The 17,552-nt window shown below is 61.5% G+C and carries 13 protein-coding genes; 5 read left to right on the forward strand and 8 right to left on the reverse strand.

Going from position 1 to position 17,552, the window contains the following annotated elements:
- Positions 1–3 precede the first annotated feature (3 nt).
- The 8 genes from tssH to UNPA324_RS15715 form a co-directional block, all read right to left on the reverse strand.
- Positions 4–2,643 carry a type VI secretion system ATPase TssH gene (tssH, locus tag UNPA324_RS15680; RefSeq protein ID WP_128917643.1) on the reverse strand — a complete coding sequence of 880 codons (2,640 nt, stop codon included), beginning with the start codon at positions 2,641–2,643 and terminating at the stop codon, positions 4–6.
- A gap of 95 nt (positions 2,644–2,738) precedes the next feature.
- On the reverse strand, positions 2,739–3,803 hold the full coding sequence (gene tssG / locus UNPA324_RS15685) for a type VI secretion system baseplate subunit TssG (RefSeq protein ID WP_141935077.1): 1,065 nt from the start codon (positions 3,801–3,803) through the stop codon (positions 2,739–2,741).
- Complete coding sequence (gene tssF / locus UNPA324_RS15690) at positions 3,767–5,734, reverse strand: type VI secretion system baseplate subunit TssF (RefSeq protein ID WP_128917641.1); 1,968 nt, start codon at positions 5,732–5,734, stop codon at positions 3,767–3,769. Before tssF ends, tssG begins: the two co-directional genes overlap by 37 nt.
- 1 nt (position 5,735) lies before the next feature.
- Complete coding sequence (tssE, locus tag UNPA324_RS15695; protein ID WP_141935078.1) at positions 5,736–6,284, reverse strand: type VI secretion system baseplate subunit TssE; 549 nt, start codon at positions 6,282–6,284, stop codon at positions 5,736–5,738.
- Positions 6,285–6,459: 175 nt separating this feature from the next.
- Positions 6,460–6,945: an Hcp family type VI secretion system effector gene (locus UNPA324_RS15700; RefSeq protein WP_128917639.1), complete on the reverse strand. Its 486-nt coding sequence runs from the start codon at positions 6,943–6,945 to the stop codon at positions 6,460–6,462.
- A 50-nt stretch (positions 6,946–6,995) separates the two neighbouring features.
- Positions 6,996–8,498 (reverse strand): type VI secretion system contractile sheath large subunit, encoded by a 1,503-nt coding sequence (gene tssC / locus UNPA324_RS15705; protein ID WP_164936005.1) that lies wholly within the window; start codon positions 8,496–8,498, stop codon positions 6,996–6,998.
- Between the two features lie 17 nt (positions 8,499–8,515).
- A complete protein-coding gene (gene tssB, locus UNPA324_RS15710) occupies positions 8,516–9,040 on the reverse strand; it encodes a type VI secretion system contractile sheath small subunit (RefSeq protein ID WP_128917637.1) in 525 nt (174 codons plus the stop codon).
- 115 nt (positions 9,041–9,155) lie between these two features.
- A complete protein-coding gene (locus UNPA324_RS15715) occupies positions 9,156–10,472 on the reverse strand; it encodes a type VI secretion system protein TssA (protein ID WP_128917636.1) in 1,317 nt (438 codons plus the stop codon).
- A gap of 347 nt (positions 10,473–10,819) precedes the next feature.
- On the opposite strand from UNPA324_RS15715, the gene UNPA324_RS15720 reads away from it, so the two are divergent.
- Genes UNPA324_RS15720 through tssL form a run of 5 tightly spaced genes read left to right on the forward strand, consistent with a single transcriptional unit; the run spans position 10,820 to position 17,550 of the window.
- Entirely contained in the window at positions 10,820–12,688 is a 1,869-nt protein-coding gene (locus tag UNPA324_RS15720) for a type VI secretion system Vgr family protein (RefSeq protein ID WP_128917635.1), read from the forward strand.
- Positions 12,689–12,693: 5 nt separating this feature from the next.
- Complete coding sequence (locus UNPA324_RS15725; RefSeq protein ID WP_128917634.1) at positions 12,694–13,257, forward strand: DUF6931 family protein; 564 nt, start codon at positions 12,694–12,696, stop codon at positions 13,255–13,257.
- Between the two features lie 12 nt (positions 13,258–13,269).
- On the forward strand, positions 13,270–14,640 hold the full coding sequence (tagH, locus tag UNPA324_RS15730) for a type VI secretion system-associated FHA domain protein TagH (protein WP_141935079.1): 1,371 nt from the start codon (positions 13,270–13,272) through the stop codon (positions 14,638–14,640).
- A 49-nt stretch (positions 14,641–14,689) separates the two neighbouring features.
- Positions 14,690–16,027 (forward strand): type VI secretion system baseplate subunit TssK, encoded by a 1,338-nt coding sequence (gene tssK, locus UNPA324_RS15735; protein ID WP_164936004.1) that lies wholly within the window; start codon positions 14,690–14,692, stop codon positions 16,025–16,027.
- A complete protein-coding gene (tssL, locus tag UNPA324_RS15740) occupies positions 16,024–17,550 on the forward strand; it encodes a type VI secretion system protein TssL, long form (RefSeq protein WP_128917631.1) in 1,527 nt (508 codons plus the stop codon). The genes tssK and tssL overlap by 4 nt, the downstream gene beginning before the upstream one ends.
- Positions 17,551–17,552 lie beyond the last annotated feature (2 nt).

The following is a 17,552-nucleotide window of genomic DNA, read 5'->3' on the forward strand; positions in this document are numbered from 1 at the left end:
TCCTCAATTCCACGAATATGCGAACTTGTCGTTCTCGATCGAGACCCGCGCTTGCTTGACTTCTTCCTTGGCAAGCGACTTGCTGAGGAATTGGCGCGACAGCTCCGGGAGCAGGGTGTTGGTGATGATGTTGTCGATCATGCGCCCGCCGGAATCCGGATCGTTGCAACGCGACACGATGTGCTCTACGACCGCGTCATCGTAGCCGAAGGACGCGTTGTGATTGTCGCGGAGGCGTCGTCCGATCCGGTCGAGCTGCAACCGAACGATCCCTGCGAGCATCTCGTCGGATAGCGGGAAGTACGGTATCGAGACGATGCGTCCAAGCAGCGCCGCCGGAAACACTTTCAGCAATTCCGGTCTCAGCATCTTGGCGAGCTCTTCCGGCTCGTTGCGATACTTGGGATCGCGCGAGAGGCCCATGATCAGATCAGTGCCGACGTTGGTCGTCAAAATGATCAAGGTGTTCTTGAAGTCGATCCGCCGACCGTTGCCGTCCTCCATGGTTCCCTTGTCGAACACCTGAAAGAATATCTCATGGACGTCGGGATGGGCCTTTTCCACCTCGTCGAGCAGGATGACGCTGTAGGGCTTGCGCCGCACGGCCTCAGTCAGGCGACCACCTTCGCCATAGCCGACATAGCCGGGAGGTGCCCCCTTCAAGGTCGAAACGGTGTGCGCTTCCTGAAACTCCGACATGTTGATCGTGATCATGTTCTGCTCGCCGCCGTAGAGGGTCTCGGCGAGCGCCAAGGCGGTTTCAGTCTTGCCCACGCCGGACGGCCCGGCCAGCATGAACACTCCGATCGGCTTCGACGGGTTGTCCAGTTTGGCGCGGCTGGTTTCGATTCGCTTGGCGATCATCGTCAACCCATGGGACTGGCCGACGACGCGGCGGTTGAGAATCTCCGGCAGCTTCAGCACGGTTTCGATCTCGTCCCGCATCATCCGGCCGACCGGGATGCCGGTCCAGTCGGACACGACGGACGCCACCGATTGCTGATCCACATGGGCGTAGACCATCCGCTTTTCCGGATTGATGCCTTCGAGCGTGTTGAACTTGTCACGCAGCTCGAGGCGCCTTGTTGCCGGGTCCTCGCATTCCTTGGGGCCGGACAGGATTTCACGAATGCTGCGGATGTCCGCGACGAGCTTCTGCTCGGCAGCCCAGTCCGCTTCGAGATTTGCCAGCTTGGATTCCAATGTCCCGATGTCGCTGTCGATGGCCGCGATGCGATCACTATCCTCGATTCCAAGATCGCCGTCGCTGACGAGCGCTGATCGCTCAGCTTGACGAGCGGTAATTGCGACGCGCGCATCTTCGATGAGAGCCGGCGTCGCGCTTTGGCTGATGGCCACGCGTGCCGAAGCGGTGTCAAGCAAGCTGACCGCCTTGTCCGGCAATTGCCGGGAGGGAATGTAGCGGTGGGATAGGTTGACTGCGGCGGTGATCGCGGCATCCGAGATACGAACGCCATGGTGCTTTTCCATCGGACCAAGAAGTCCGCGAAGCATGATGCAACAGGTTTCCACATCGGGTTCGTCGATCTGGATCGGCTGAAAGCGTCGTGTCAGCGCCGGGTCTTTCTCGATATGCTGGCGATATTCCGCCCATGTGGTGGCGGCGATCGTACGCAGCGTGCCACGGGCGAGGGGAGGTTTTAGCAGATTGGCCGCGTCCCCCGTGCCGGCCGCGCCTCCGGCGCCTATCAGTGTATGGGCTTCGTCGATGAACAGGATGATGGGAGTGGGCGAGTTCTGGACCTCGTCGATCACAGAGCGCAAGCGCTGTTCGAACTCGCCCTTCATCGAAGCGCCAGCCTGCATCAGGCCGATGTCTAGGGCGCAGAGAGTTACATTGCGCAGCGGCGGCGGTACATCGCCAGCGGCGATACGCTGCGCGAAGCCCTCGACCACGGCGGTCTTGCCGACGCCGGCCTCGCCGGTGAGGATTGGATTGTTCTGCCGCCGGCGCATCAGCACGTCGATCAATTGGCGGATTTCTTCGTCCCGGCCGAGGATCGGATCCATCTGGCCCGATTTGGCCTTGGCGGTGAGATTCTGGGAGAAGCGGTCGAGCGCTGTCGTTCCCTTGGGGCCTGTTTGGTCCGCACCCGCCGTACCGGCACCGACCAGTCCCGAGCCGTCCATCGGCCGCATGGTCTCCTCATCGGAGCCGGCCCAGATAGCGCGGCGCTCCGCGGCCAGTGCCTCGACGTTGACCTTTGCGAATTCCTGCGAGAGGTTGTTCAGGGCACGACGGACATCGTTCGACTTCAGACCTGCCACCAGCAGATGGCCGGTGCGGATCTGAGTTTCGCCGAAGAAGAGCGTCGCATAGTGCCAGCCCCGATCGAGGAGATCGATGACCGCATTAGCGACACCCGGCATGTCGGTTTCGTTCTTGCGAAATCCATTGATGACTCCGGCAAGATCCGACAACAAGCGTGCCCGGTCGAGCTTGTAGTGATCCACCGAAAGGCTGAGGTCCGTGCGCTCCTGCTGCAGGATATGAAACAGCCAGTGCGCAAGCTCCACATTGCGGTTACCCGCGCTCTTGGCATGGCGCAGCGCCTGTATGAAGGCATCATAGCCGGCCCGGTTCAGCTTGCCCGTTACAGCTTCAAGGCTGATGTCTGTCACGGCGGCCCTCCTGCTTAATTCCTCCGCGGTGCCCGGCACCAAGCGGAAAATACGTCAAATCCCTAGTGTTATGGCGATCGGCGCGGTGGATAGGTTCAAATCGCGGCCGCATCGACCGCGGCGGCCCGACGGGCCCTCAGGCGCTCGCCGAGCTGGAAGCGGGCATCGCGGCGAAATTCTTCCGTCGAGGTCCAGTTCGGAGAAACCCAGGTGGTCCAACCAAGCCGTCCGCTTTGTCCGAGCCTGACCGGGATGACCTCTCCCGCAGGAATTGCGAGTTCCACCTCCCATTCCAATTCATCGCCAATGTAGAAGAACAAGGCATCTGCCAGTGGCTCCGACAAATTGGGTGTTTCGGTCGGCAGGAACTGCTCGTATTGAGTAAAATTCTTGACGAAGACTCGAACCCTGATCTTGTCCTCGACGCTGAAGACGCGTGAGCCCAGAAGAGCGTCCCGGCCGATTCTGGCATGCGTCCCGCCAAGGCGGCTGCAATGACTCGGGTCGAACGAGAGCCAGGTGCCGACAAATTCGTCGATCTCGACCTTGACGTCGAACAACCCCTGCAGGAACCGCGTCAGCCGTGACGCACACTTGGCCCTCGGGGCGATCAGGCCAGCGAAGCTGAGCTTCGCCATGTCCGGTACGGTGTCTCGATCGGCGAACACGTCGGAGCCGAGGCCAGCGAAGGAGCCGACATAGGCGATGAAGCGATCCTCCGCTGGTCGATCATGCTGGGCGATCGGCCGCGCGTCAGCCCAGGCGCGAAAGAAGAGTTGCAGGAAGCGTCCGTTGAGCAGGTCGAGGAAGCGCGGGAATGCGTCATCCCGCATCAGCCACCAACCCAGGCTTTCATCGGTGGTGGCAAGCGGCAGCGCGCCCTGTGGTCCTAGAAGGCCGAGAAATTTGACGAGTATTCTGAGCCGGCCAGACTGGTCGTCGACCGCCGCGAGGTTGGAGGCGGGGAACTCCAGATAGGGCGCTTGGCCGAGGTCGACATATTCGTCGCGGCGTGTGGCACTGTCGCCGATCCGCGGCCGACCCGGATTGGCCCGCTCGAGCTGGCGCAACGTATTGAAAAAATCGAACCTCCAGGGTTCGGCCTTCATCTGCTCGGTCAGCGTCACAACGGTCTCCGCGTGCCCATGCGCGGCGGCCACCGCATGATCTCGCCGCGCTCCGGCGTCGAGATGACCGTCTGTGTGAAGGTATTGAAGCCCGAATAATCGGCGAAGAAGCGCTCCAGCACGGCGCCGAGCAAGAACACGCCGCTGCCTTCGAATGCTTTCTCGTCGAGAGTGACGGTGATCTCCAGCCCGCGCGCTGCGCCGCTGCCCGTGCGCTCACGCACCCGCCGCACCACGGGCCGGCTTTCAATGCTTCGCACACCGCGGATCTTGCGTTCTGTGGCGTCATCAAACTGGTCGGCGAATAAGGACAGCATTTCGCGCAGCGCTCCGGCGTTCTTGCCGCCACCGCGTTCGACGAGGCCAAGATAGTTCAGGCTCAGCATGTTGATCAGCCGCCAGCTGACAAGCCCGCTGTTGGCGATCTCGCTCCGGCTGCGCAACTGGGCGACCACCGGCTCGCGCGGCGGGGTGGGACCCGCGACGCACATGAGATCGAGGGAGGTATCGTCCAGCAGGCGGAAATCGGCGCCGCCCTGGCCGACCGGCAAATGCTCGGTCAAATGGCGATTGGAGCACAACGCCCGAACGCTGAGCTCGGCGACCGAGCCTTCACCACTCAGTTCACCGGGCTCGAGCAGTGACAGGAACATGTCCGTCCCCGTGTAGTCGGAGGATGCGCCGTACGTCTTCTCTTCGACGGTGCGGCGCCGAGGCAACCGGCGCACAGTGAAATAAAGCCCTTCGACCGATCCGCTGGTCCGGTCGACGGCCGCCGAATACAGCGGGCGCACCGGCCGCTTGTCCTTTTCTGCCGGAAAGTGGGCGTAGACTTCGAGCACTTGGTGCGGCTCGTATTCCAGATAGCGGCTGCGATCCGGCACGACATGGTACTCGTGCGTATTCGACTTGACGACGATGCGATCGCTCGTCTTCTCGAACAGGTTTATCGCCGGCGCCGTATAGAGCTTGAAGATATCCGGACGCACCGCAGCGGCAAGCCGTGAATTGTGTTCATCGAAGGCAAAGACGATGTCGACCGATTTGCTGCGCAGCCGTGGCATCACGCTGCGGAGTCCAGTCAGGTTGATACCGAGGAACTTGCGAGGGAACATGAAATATTCGCGCAGCAGCTCCGAGCCGCGAAAGACCCGATTGTCGTTGGGAAAGAGCAGCTCGTTCTCTTCGAAGCCAATTTGCTGCACGCAGTCGTCGGGTGCGCGGGTGGCCACCGGGTCGCCGAAGTCGTCAAGATGGCGGAAGTAGACGCCCTTGCAATTCGAGATCAACTGCTCGTAAAGCGCGATGGCGTCGGATTCCGCGCCGGACAGATAGATCGGGAGTTCGCTCACGCGGCAGCCGGCAAACCAGGTTTCCGGCTTGGTCCGGGCCTCTGCGTCCGGCGGTTCCTCATCGAGCCGGGCCGCAGTACGATGCGTCAGTGACAGCTTCAGTCCAGCGATGACGTCGCTGCCGACCGAGATCCCAAGCGCCTGCAGCGCGCCTGCCGTTGAGAAATACTCTGCGCCGGTGACATCAAACGGCCAGAGCGCGATATCGCGGCAAAGTCGGAATCGGCAGGAAAGACTTCGCTCTCGTTCGCGGTAGGTGGCGTCGAAATAGGCGCCGCGTGCGATCTTCTTGCCGTCGCGCAGCGCCGGATCGGCATAGGGCGGTCGTGCCGTGACCAGCATGGCCGACGGGGTAGGGGCAAGGTAGTTTGGAACCAGCTGCTCAAGCAGATTGGCAGTGAATTCCGGGAATTCGTGTTTGAGTTTGAGCTGAACGCGGGCGGCGAGAAATGCGGCGCCTTCGAGCAGCCCCGTGATCATCGGATCCGACCGCTCCCGAACGAGGCCGCCGAGGCGCTCTGCGATGCCAGGATATTCTTCGGCGAAATCGCCTGCCTGCTCGTACAGCAGTGACAGTTCGCGGTTATAGAAATCCAGGAATTCGCGATTCATGTTAAAGTCGGTTGATTTGAATGTCGCCGCTGTCGAGATCGACGTCGGCGACGAATTCCACGGGGACGTTGAGCGGCTCGGTCTTCAGGTCTGCGTGAACGATGAAGCGCAGCTTGAGTTGTTCGGGGCCGACCGAGCCGTCGCGGCGGACCCGGATCGTCTTGCGGTCGAGCCTCGGTTCATAAGTTGTCAGCGTTGCGCGTAGCGCGTCGGTGAGTTCGTCGTCGGTGACCTCGTCGATCGATCGATGGGCGATATCGGGGAAGCCGTAGTTCAGGATCGATGTCCGCACGCAATCCCGGCCGATCAGGTCCAGGGTCGATTCCAGAGCAATGGTATTGAGGAGGGTTTCGAGGTCATGGGAGACCTCGCGCCGGAGCAGCGTTTCCGAGATCGGAAAGCGACCCGTGCTGCGACGCCCGGCAATGACCCGCTCACCGAACTCGTCGCGCAGATTGATCTTCTTGCGCGCATCGCGCGCTTCATGGGCCGAGCGAAAGGCCAGCATCAATGGAGGAGAGAGTCGATCCCTCTTTGGTGCAATGGTCATTTACGGTCCCCATGACGCCTGGCTCGCACGCAATTCGGTAGGGCGCTAGTCGATCTCCGAGGCCGCCTCAGCAGGCGGTCGGCTCACGACGGCCGACCGAAAGGTACGATCAAAATTGCAACGCTTGGCGCCGGTTTGCGCTGTTCGCAACCGGCGCCAAGCAAGGGGCCGAAAATCAGGCCCATTCCTTGTTGGCAGGAACGTCCCAGCCGAACGTCGGCGAAGCTCCAGCGCCGCCTTTTTCCGTCTGGGTCTTGTAGGTCATCTTGACCTTCGCGAAGTTCAGGCTGACGTTTTCGGTGAGGCGCTCTTCGCCGTGCGATCCGCCCGTCGATACGCTGCTGACCATGACGTGTTTCATCTCGATCTTGAGATATTCCAGCGGATGTTCTCCGGCCTTGCGGACAGTCAGGATCGCCGTGTCGATGTGCTTGCCGTTGGCGCAGACCTTGAAAAGTTCCGGCGTGGCCTTGTCGACGAAGTGGGTGAAGTGGAGATCCTGAATGCTGACCTTGCCGGCGCCGCCGCCGGAGCCGCTGTGGAAGGAGCCGGTCTGGCTCTCGCCGAACGACCAGCTCAAGATATCGATTTCGTCCTTGTGCTTGTCGTCCAGCGACTCGCCCTTGATCGGATCGAGTTTCAGGAAAATATCGACAGCCATAGCATAGTCCTTTCAAAATTCTGCATGTTTACGGTTGCGATGCTGCGGCGTCAGGATCCGGGGCCTGGCAGGCGCGAAACCAGACTGAGGCCGACGTCCATCGCCTCCAACTGAAAGTGTGGACGAAGAAAGAAGCGCGCGTTGTAATATCCCGGGTTCTCCTCGTTTGCTATGACCTCTACCTTCGCAGCGGCTAGCGGCTTGCGCGCCTTCTGAGCTTCTGACGACAGGGCTGGGTTGGCATCAACGTACTCGTTGATCCAGGTCTGCAGCCAGACCGTCAGCTCATCCTTCTCCTTCATGGATCCGATCTTGTCGCGAACCATGCACTTCAGATAGTGCGCAAAGCGAGACACAGCGAACATGTAGGGCAGTCGTGACGACAGGTTATCAGACGCGGTGGCATCCACGCCTTTCTCGCCGAAATACTTCTTTGGCTTATAGAGTGACTGAGCGCCGATGAACGCCGCCTTGTCGGTGTTCTTGCGATGGATCAGCGGGATGAGGCCCGCCTTTGCAAGTTCGTGCTCGCGGCGATCGCTGATGGCGATCTCGGTCGGGCATTTCAGGTCGACGCCGCCATCGTCGGTGGGGAACGTGTGCGTCGGCAGGTTGATGACTTCGCCACCGGACTGCACGCCGCGGATGCGTGTGCACCAGCCGAATTCTTTAAAGGCGCGATTGATATTGACGGCCATCGCATAGGCGGCGTTGATCCAGCCGTATTTGTCGCCGGTGTGCCCGTCCGTCTCCTCCTCGAAGGCGAACTCCTCCACGGGCTCTGATTTCGCCCCGTAGGGGAGGCGACCGAGGGCACGCGGCATGCACAGACCGAGATAGCGCGAGTCGTCCTGATCGCGCAGTCCCTTCCAGGCGGCATATTCCGGCGTGTCGAACACCTTGCCGATGTCGCGCGGGTTGGACAGCTCGGTCCATGAATCCATTCCCATCAGCGTCGGCTCGGCGCCGCTGAAGAAGGGCGCGTGAGCGGCGCCTGCGATCTTGCTGAGATCGCGCAGCAACTGCACGTCGGTGGGCAGGTGGCTGAAATAATAGTCGCCGATCAGGCAGCCGAACGGCTCGCCGCCCAATTGGCCGAATTCGTACTCGTAGATCTGCTTGAACAGCGGACTCTGGTCCCAGCGCGCATCGGGGTAAAGCCGCAGATTCCGATACAGCTCGGTCTTCGAGACGTTCATCACCCGGATCTTGAGGTTGGCGTCGGTCTCCGAATTGAAGACGAGGTAGTGGAGGCCGCGCCAGGCACTTTCGATCGCCTGGAACTCGGGGGCGTGGAGGATCTCGTTCATCTGCGCGGTCAGCTTCTGGTCGATCCGCGCGATCATCTCCTCGATGGTGTCGAGCACGTCCGATTTGATGACGCTCGTGTCCTTCAGCGCTTCCTGCACGAGCGTGGACACCGCATTTTCGACTTCGGTCGCGGCACGTTCAGTGCGCGGCTTGAAGCTTTGCTTCAAGAGAGCGGAAAACTCGTCAGCCTCGACGGTGCTGACCTGGGTGGTGGTTTCCTTATGAGCCGCTTCTTTTGCCATGGTCCCCATTCCTTCCCTTAGCTCTCGGTGCCGGGTTCGTTAGGTTGACTCGCGCGCTCCCGCAACGCGGCCATCAGTTGAGGGTCGGCGAGAAGTTTCTTCAACTGGTCCTCGGCGGCCACCTTGCCATCCATGTAGCGCAGCAGGTTGGCGAGCTGTTCGCGCGCCTCGAGCAGCTTGGCAGTAGCCGGCACCTGACGGGCGACTGCCACCGGCGTGAAGTCGGAGATCTTGTTGAAGCGCAGGTTGACCGAGAGCTTTTCGTCCGCCCCATCGGTGAGACGATTGGCGACGCGTGCCGTCACGCCGGGCTGGATCGCGGCCATGCGGTTGTCGAAATTGTCCATGTCGAATTCGAGGAATTTGCGTTCTTCGACCTTCGTTTTCTCGACGCCGGGGTTGTTGCCGGAGAGGTCGGATAGGACGCCCATGACGAACGGCAATTCTATCAGCCGCTCCGCGTCGTACGGATCTTCGTATGTGATGTGAACGCGCGGTGCGCGGTTTCGGCGAATGAATTTTTGACCGCTGTCTGTAGCCATGGTGTCCTCACTACGAAATCGCGTTAGACGCCGACACGGGATCGACGAGGGCGCTTTGAGTTGTGGTCGGCAAACAGTCTCGTGTCAGATTAGTGCCCTCGGGCGAAAACTCGGTTCAATGTGATCTGTCGATTGTTTTAAGCGTTCCCTCCGGCAAAACATCATTCAAAAGGCTGAGGAAATCACGTTGCGCGAGGTCGCGCGCGCGATCGAGCAAAAACGGGATGGGGCTGGAAGGCTCGGCGCTTCGGAAGAACGACGCCACCCTTGCCAGCAGGCCCAAGGCCTGCGCTCGATTTTCTACTGAAAATACAACGTCTTGATCGTTGTTATCGGCGCTCGTCGAGAGCGGGATGGCCAGTTCCGCCATCCGTTCGATCGGCAAGTCGAAGACCTTGTCGCGCCCGATGTTGATCGCAGCGATCTCCACGTGCGAGGGCACGAGCATCCGCATAACCTCGATAAATGATTTGCCGACCATCTCCTGTGCCTGACGCACGAGGAGCAGCGCCGGGTTGGATGGTTCCATCCGGGCAAGATAGTCGGCCACCGTCGCAAGCGCTGCGGAGGCCTGGGCGGAAGAAGCCAACTCCCCGGTCGTGGCTAGCGGCGCCTGTGCCTCCACAGCTTCGACGCTCTCCGCGCCTGCCGCAACTGCCGCCGCCGGATCGCGCAACGCGACCAGACCTGCAAGCCAAGCCGCCATGCCATTCGCCAAGCCGGAGACCCTGTCCAAGCTGATGGAAGGCCCCCCGTTCAACTTTTCGTGCCAGGCCTCCTTGATACCCGCGATTTCGGCAGCGACTGCGGAACATCGGGCGCTGGTTGCCTTGAGCGTATCGAGATCCGCCTCGCCGACGATACGCTCGATGGTTGCAAGATCGGGCGCGTCGGCGTCGGCGCCGCCCGCGGGAATTTCGCCCATTGCAACTTGATAGGCCCGGTAGTTGAGGGTGCCGTGTCTGCGGTTCTCGATCAGGGGAAGGAACTGCAGCGGGTTGATGACCGTCGGGAAGACGTCGATCGATTCGACCGTGACGGCGCGAAGCGCGTAGTCGCCGTCCTCGTCTCTGGGATGTACCGCTTCCCAATGCTCGTTAAGTAGCAAGTGGGTTGCCTTCAGACAGCAGAGAAAGCCGTCCAGATCGCGGTTGAGGACGGCAAATTTGGCAAGCAGCAAGTTCAGGCGGAGGTCGCGGGTGCGCGCAAGAAGCGGCTCCGCGGCGGCAAATTGCCCGGCAAAATCGACCGCCTTTGGATCGAAGCGCCCACGCTCTCCATTGGCGTTGACGACCTCGAAGAACGACATCGGGAGGAGAGATTCCGCACCTGCGAAGAAGTTGAGATATTCGACGTCCCCTATGGCGTCGAGATCCGGCCCGCAGGGATCGTCAGCGGCAATGGGCTGCGTCAGTAAAGCCAGATCAAGCATGCAAGGGCCCATCCATCTGCTCGGTCACGTGCCGCTGCCTGCCAACGACGACTTGCGCATCAGGTAGTGGATCATGATCCGATCATCTCCTGTGAGTGAGGCGCCTTCCGATCTTGGTTCATTCCCGAAGATCATGCCATTTCTGCGTGAACCGGCAAGCGCTTGTAGCCGACTACCTGATAGCGGGGGTGGCCCTTTGGGCTATCCTGGTGGACGCGCGAGAAGACCTGTGCCGGGGCGGACCTGCCGGCGCAGCAAGCGCGCCTAGGATTCCCGTGGTTGTTGCATTGCGTTTGACCAGCTCTGCGCGGCGGGTCATTCGATCGGAGGAGGGAGTTTAAGCCCACATGGGCCAGCTTAGTCAGGATACCCGTCTGTGCGAACTCAAGACCCCTCTCGGCAAGGACGTTCTGGTTTTTGCCGGATTCGAGGGCTCGGAAGGTCTCAGCGAACTGTTCGAATACCGTATCGAGTGTCTCAGCGAAGATGCCGACCTCGACTTCGATCGCGCGATCGGTCAGCAGTGCACGTTGAAGATAAAGCTGCATGAGAAGGAGCGCGAGTTCAGCGGCATTTTGACCGAGGCCCAGTGGCTCGGGGTGAAGAACGACTATTTCAGCTATCGGATCGTGCTGAGACCCTGGTTATGGCTGTTGTCGCGCACCACCGATTGCCGGATTTTCCAGGACAAGAAGGCGCCCGACATCATCAAGGAGGTCTTCAACGAACGCGGCTTCACCGATTATGAATCCAAGCTGACCGAAGAGGGCTCCTGTCCGAAGCTCGAATATTGCGTTCAATATCGCGAAACTGACCTGAACTTCGTCTGCCGGCTGATGGAGCAGCACGGCATCTACTATTTCTTCAAGCATGAGGGCGGCAAGCACACGCTCGTGCTGGCGGACTCCAAATCGTCGCACAGCCCGATCAGCGGTCTTGCCACGATTCCCTACATCCCGCTGACGGGAGCCGACCGTCGCGGCGAGCAGCACATCTACGAATGGGTTTCGGAGCGCCGGTTTCGCACCGGCAAAATCGAACTCAACGATTACAACTATCAGAAGCCCAACGCGAAGATGATCAGCGACGCCAAGGGCACCGAGCATTACACCCGGTCGGAGATGGAGTTTTACGACTATCCCGGCAAGTTCAAGGAAAAATCGGACGGCGAGCGCTACGCGAAGATCCAGCTCCAGGCCGAGCAGGCGATGGACCGTCGGCGCCGCGGCAACGGCGACGCCGTCAACCTGTTCCCCGGCGGGCTGACGAAGCTCGAAAAGCATTCCAAGGATTCGCAGAACATCGACTATCTCGTGGTGCGATCCACGCATTCTTTCTCGGTCGAATCCTATCGCACCGGCGGTCCCAGCGACGCCGGGCAACACGTCTATTTCGGCAGCTACGAGTTTCTGCCGAGCGATCGGCCGTTTCGGGCGCTGATGATGACACCGAAGCCAAGGATCAACGGCGTCCAGACCGCCAAAGTGGTGACCAAGGACGACAATTCGAGCGAGGAAATCGACGTCGAGTCGCTCGGCGAAATCTATGTCCGCTTTTTCTGGGATCGCAAGAAGAAGCGGTCGTGCCGGTTGCGCGTGGCGCAGGTTTGGTCCGGCAAGCGCTGGGGCGGTCAGATCATTCCGCGTGTCGGACAGGAAGTCGTTGTCGAGTTCCTGGAAGGGGATCCGGACCGGCCCCTGGTGATTGGCACCGTGTACAATGACGAATACAAGCTGCCTTACGATCTGCCGTCGAAAAAGACGATTGGCGGCTTGAAATCGGACTCCACCAAAGGTGGCGGCGGCTTCAACGAGTGGAGCTTCGAGGACAAGAAGGGATCCGAGAAGATCACAGTGCATGCCGAGAAGGACCATGACGTGACGGTCCGCGACACCGAAACTCGGACCATCGGCGAAGCTGCATTTGGCGGTGACACCCGCAAGACAACGCTCAAGAACGGCAATGACAAGCTCGATATCGAATTGGGCGGTCAGCACATCACGCTGGCCATGGACCAGTCTGTCAATGCAGGCCTCAGCATCACGCTGACGGCGAATGCCAACATCACCCTGCAGGTGGGTCCCAGCCAGATTATCCTGACCCCGGGAGGCATCATCATTAACGCGCCGACGATCGCCATGACGGCGCAGGCCGCCATGGCACTATCCGCCGGCGGTCCGCTGGCCGCCCACGGCACTCCAACCCTTGTCGGCTGATGGTTATGGGTCAGGTTCGGTTCGGTACGGTTCAGGATCTGCTTCAAGCCTTTCCCATGGCGCGCCATGATATTGGCAAGGCCGACGCCGACAAGCCGTCGCTGGATTTCCTCCAGGAGGCCGCCGACGCGCGCAACTGGCACCAGGCCGTATCCTTCTGCGCCTACCTGCTCCCCCGGCGCGTGGCCGTCGCGTGGGGGTGCCGCTCGCTGCGACGGATGTTCGACCATTTCGACGCCAACGACAGCAGGTCGCTGAATTTCGCCGAGACCTGGGTCCACCAATCGGATGAGCAATCCCGGAACAAGGCGCTGGCCGTCGGCAATGCCAACGACCCCGAGCAGCCGGCAACATGGCTCGCGCTGGCGGCCGGCTGGTCTGGAGGAAGCGTGGTTCCCGCGGAATTTGCACCGGTTGAAGCCAAGCCCGATCAAGCAGCGCGGGCGGTGCGGGCTGCCCTGCTGATCGGCCTTTGCCGGCTTCCCCGTGACGCCCGGGACCGAATAATGACGACATGCCTGAAGGATGGTATTCAATTAGCACGCGGCGAACCGCGCCCTCCACGCTGACGAGACGATGCGATGGTGCTTCGCTTTAATATCGAGAACGAACCGAACCTTCCGGATGGCGGACCTGTATCATTTACGGTCACCGGCAGGCGTTCGGTCGATATTGGCCGGGACCGTCACCTCGACTGGACGCTGCCGGATCCGGCGCGGATGATTTCCGGAAAGCATTGCGAGGTGCACTTTCGCGACGGCGGCTATTGGCTGCACGACGTCTCGACGAACGGCACTTTTCTCAATGGCGCCGACCAGCGGCTGCGGGGGCCGCACCGCCTGCGCGACGGTGACCGGCTCACGATCGGCCATTACATCATCGCAGTTTCGCTCGAGGATGAGGCCGGCGGGCGCGCCCCAAACCAGGAGGCGCAGCACCACGAACCTCTCGTCCAGCAATATGCCGATTACGGGGAGCTCTGGACCGCCGATCGGGACGTACCGCCGCCGATCGACCCGCAGCAGTTGAAGAAGCCGCGTGAGGCTGCACGGCCCGTGAATCCGGAATTTCTGGATTGGGCGGCCAGCGTCCCGGCGCCGGGCGTCGATCCTGTTCGACGTTCGTCGCCGATGTCTTCTTACCAGCCCTCCGGGCAGGATGACATGAGTTGGGCAGCCGGTCCGGTCGCCGTCCCGAGCCCCCAAGTCGAGCGTCCGCCCGCCGTGCCGACCCCGCGCCGGCCGTCCGTTTGGACCGATGATGAGCCAGCGGCTGCCCAGCCGCCGCAATCGCGGCAGCGCGCCGAGACGCCCCGCCCGCCGCAGGCGCCAGCGGAGGAACCCGTCACCGCCATGGCAACCGGCGGTGTCGAGTTCACGCGGATGGTCGCGCGCGCTGCCGGATTGCCGGACAATTTCTTTGCGCACCAGACCGATGCTGAGCTCGCCGAACAGCTTGGCATCATCTTGCGCATGACCGTGGATAATCTGATGGCGCTGCTGCAGGCGCGAACCCAGGCCAAGCAGCTGACACGCAGCACCAGTCAGACCACCGTCCAGGCCATCGAGAACAATCCGCTAAAGTTCTCGCCGACCTCGGAAGAGGCGTTGCGCATTCTTTTCGGACCGCGGACGCGCAGTTACCTCGACGCGCAACGCGCCTTGGCGCAGGCCTTCGGCGACCTCAAATCACATCAATTGAGGACGTATATGGCGATGCAGCACGCTGTCCACGAGCTGATCGCCGATATCGATCCCACGCTGATGGCGCGCGAACTCGAGCTTCAGCGCGGTGCAAACTCCTGGTTCGGAACGAACAAGAGCAAGCTCTGGGACGAATTCCTGACGCGCTGGAAGGCGCATCTCGGCCGCGACAGCAGCGCGCCAATCGAGATCTTTATGTTGCATTTCGCCGACTATTACGACCGTGCCGATAAGGCTGATTCAAAGTGAACTACCGGCGGCCGTGCGGTCGCCGACAATTTGTTAAGTGGATGCAGGAATGTCTTGGTACAGCAAGGTTTTCTGGTCGGAAGGTCTGTTTCTGCGACCGCATCATTTGCAGCAGAACGACCGCTACATCGAACATTTGCTGGAAAAGCGCGTTCGCTACACCACGCCGTACCCTTGGGGCTTTGCCCAGCTCGAGATTGACAAGGATCTTACCGAACAGAGCAAGTTCGCGGTGCGCAATGCGTCCGGCGTCATGCCGGACGGAACGCCGTTCGATATTCCCGCCGATAGCCCGATCCCGGAAGCGATCGAAGTGCCGGAAACGGCCGCGGGCCAGATCGTCTGGCTGATGATGCCGGTCGCGGCGCCAAATACCCGCGAGGTCGATGAGGACCGCACCGACAGCGCCAGTCGCTATGTTCGCACGTCGGAGACCTTCATCGACTCGACCTCGGCGCTGCGCATAGAGGAGGAGATCGACATCGCCTATCCGCGGTTGTCGTTCGAGCTGCGCAAGACCAGCAAGCCCGGATACATGGGCCTCGGCATCGCGCGCATTCTGGAAGTGCGCGACAAGAACATCCTGTTCGATGACAAGTTCGTGCCGCCGATGCTGGTCTGCGCTGCACACCCGGTCATCGACGGTTGGCTCAACCGCGTCATTGGCTGGGTCGAGACCAAGCTCGACGAGCTTGCGCGTTACGCGGTCGATCCGTCGTCTGGAGGCGGCTTACAAAGCGTCGACTATCTGGTGCTGCAAGTGCTGAACCGCACCATTCCCGTGCTGACTCATTTCCAGCGTTCCGGCAGCGTGCACCCCGAGCGGCTGTACGAGGAGCTGCTGAGGTTCGCGGGTGAACTTGCAACGTTTGCGACGGCGGAGCGCCGCGCGCGCAACTATCCGGCGTACGATCACGACGATCTCGAAAACGTGTTCACGCCCTTGGTGAGCGACATCCAGGACTTCTTGAGCGCACGGCTCGGCCGGCGGGCGATCCGTCTGGAGATCATCGAACGCGCTCAGAACGCCTTCGTATCGCCGATCCGGGATCGGGCGCTGTTCCGAACTGCGACCCTGGTGCTGGAGGTTGCCGCACGGCGGCCGCTCGTGGAGATCCAGAACGATTTCCCGCACCTGTTCAAGGTCGGGCCGAACACGAAGATGAACGAGATCGTGCACGCAAACCTGCCGGGTCTGACGTTGGTGCATTTGCCGACGCCGCCGCCGCACATCCGTGCCATCACCGATCACGTCTATTTCTATCTCGACCGCAAGTCGCCGTTGTGGCCTGAGTTCAGCACTGCGGCCTCGATTGGAATGCACTTTTCCGGCGACTGGCCGGAGCTCGAGCTTTACCTTTGGGCCATCCTGGAAGACAGGCCATGAGCGACAGGGACAAGCCGGTCAATCCTTTCGGTCGGGGCGAACGGACGATCATCCGTCCCAACCCCGGCGGGAAGTTGCCGCCGGCACCGACCCCTCAGCCTCCGGCGGGCGAGCTACCTGCGGCACGTCCGGCTTATTCGCCATCGCCCGTACCGTCTCGCGACACGCCAGCAGCGCCGCCGTCCTTTTCTCCCGTCCCGCAGGGCTCGGGTTACGCAGCCCCGCCGGTCAGCCATCCGACCGAGGAATGGATCTCGACGCCCGCGCAAAACCAGGCGCCGCAGCCTCTATTGCCGCCCGGACCGCCGCTGCGCGTCGACGATCTGGTCGCGCCAAATGCCAATCCGGTGATGCGCGCTGCGGGCCCGTTGCTCCAATTGCTTGGCCGCTTGCGGGTGGCGCTCATGCGTGCGTCATTCGCGAGCCTGATGGAGCAGGTCGCCGACGCCATCAAGTTCTTCGAAAAGGATATCCGTTCAGCGGGCATTTCCGAGTATCAGGCCAATACCGCGAAATACATCCTATGCGCCACGGCCGACGATATCGTGCAGCATATCCCGACCGAGGAACGCCACGTCTGGACGCAGTATTCGATGCTGAGCCGATTCTTCGGCGAACGGGTCGGTGGCGTCCGCTTCTTCGAGATCCTCGACCATTTGAAAGTTGATCCTTTGATCAACTATCCGGTGCTCGAGCTTCAGCACGCCTGCCTGGCGCTCGGCTTCCAGGGCATTCACCGTACATCGGCAGGCGGGCTTGCGAACCTGCAGCTGATCCAGCGTAACCTCTACGAGTTGCTGCGCCGGGTCCGGCCCAAAACGATGAGTGACCTGTCGCCCAACTGGCGCGGGCAGGCGCTGGCGGGTCGCCGGCAGCGTCTGCGTGTTCCAGTCTGGCTGGTCGCGGCCGTGGTTGCGGCGCTGCTGACCGGGTCCTATTTCGTCCTTCGGACGCTTTTGGCCGGCCGGGCGGAGAATGCTGCCGAGGTCGCGCTCGCGCTGCATCCGGACGGTCCGATCGAGCTCAAGCGCCGGATCGTTGCACCCCCGCCACCGCCGCCACCTCCGCCGCCACCGGACCGCATCACCCAGTTGCAGCGCATCCGAAACGCCCTGGCGAAGGAGAACACCGCCTGCGCCATGACGGCGGACCAGACCGCGAGCTTCATCGTGATCAGGGTCTGCGACCTCGCGTTGTTTGCCTCGGGTCAGGCCACCATCCTCGACGGCTTCAAGCCGGTCGCGCTCCGCGTCGCGGCAACACTCGACAAGGAGCCGGGACGGATCCGCGTCGTCGGCCATACCGACAGTTCGCCGATCCGCACGGTGCGCTTCCCGTCGAACTTCGAGTTGTCGGTCGAGCGCGCCAAGGCGGTTGCCGCCGCACTCAAGCCTGGCATGACCGATGGTTCGCGCGTCGACATCGAGGGCAAGGGAGCCGACGCGCCGATTGCCAGCAATACGACACCTGAGGGGCGCGCCAAGAACCGGCGCGTCGAGATCTTTATCGAGCGCAGTGAATAGGC

The organism is Bradyrhizobium sp. UNPA324, from assembly GCF_006658635.1.
GTDB classification, from domain to species: domain Bacteria; phylum Pseudomonadota; class Alphaproteobacteria; order Rhizobiales; family Xanthobacteraceae; genus Bradyrhizobium; species Bradyrhizobium nanningense.

Excerpts from the sequence above, each read along its gene's own strand:
- UNPA324_RS15725 (WP_128917634.1), top strand. The coding sequence starts at position 12,694 with ATGGGTCAGGTTCGGTTCGGTACGGTTCAGGATCTGCTTCAAGCCTTT.
- tssL (WP_128917631.1), top strand. The coding sequence starts at position 16,024 with ATGAGCGACAGGGACAAGCCGGTCAATCCTTTCGGTCGGGGCGAACGG.
- tssC (WP_164936005.1), bottom strand. The coding sequence starts at position 8,498 with ATGGCAAAAGAAGCGGCTCATAAGGAAACCACCACCCAGGTCAGCACC.
- UNPA324_RS15715 (WP_128917636.1), bottom strand. The coding sequence starts at position 10,472 with ATGCTTGATCTGGCTTTACTGACGCAGCCCATTGCCGCTGACGATCCC.
- UNPA324_RS15700 (WP_128917639.1), bottom strand. The coding sequence starts at position 6,945 with ATGGCTGTCGATATTTTCCTGAAACTCGATCCGATCAAGGGCGAGTCG.
- tssE (WP_141935078.1), bottom strand. The coding sequence starts at position 6,284 with ATGACCATTGCACCAAAGAGGGATCGACTCTCTCCTCCATTGATGCTG.
- tssK (WP_164936004.1), top strand. The coding sequence starts at position 14,690 with ATGTCTTGGTACAGCAAGGTTTTCTGGTCGGAAGGTCTGTTTCTGCGA.
- tssF (WP_128917641.1), bottom strand. The coding sequence starts at position 5,734 with ATGAATCGCGAATTCCTGGATTTCTATAACCGCGAACTGTCACTGCTG.
- UNPA324_RS15720 (WP_128917635.1), top strand. The coding sequence starts at position 10,820 with ATGGGCCAGCTTAGTCAGGATACCCGTCTGTGCGAACTCAAGACCCCT.
- tssB (WP_128917637.1), bottom strand. The coding sequence starts at position 9,040 with ATGGCTACAGACAGCGGTCAAAAATTCATTCGCCGAAACCGCGCACCG.
- tagH (WP_141935079.1), top strand. The coding sequence starts at position 13,270 with ATGGTGCTTCGCTTTAATATCGAGAACGAACCGAACCTTCCGGATGGC.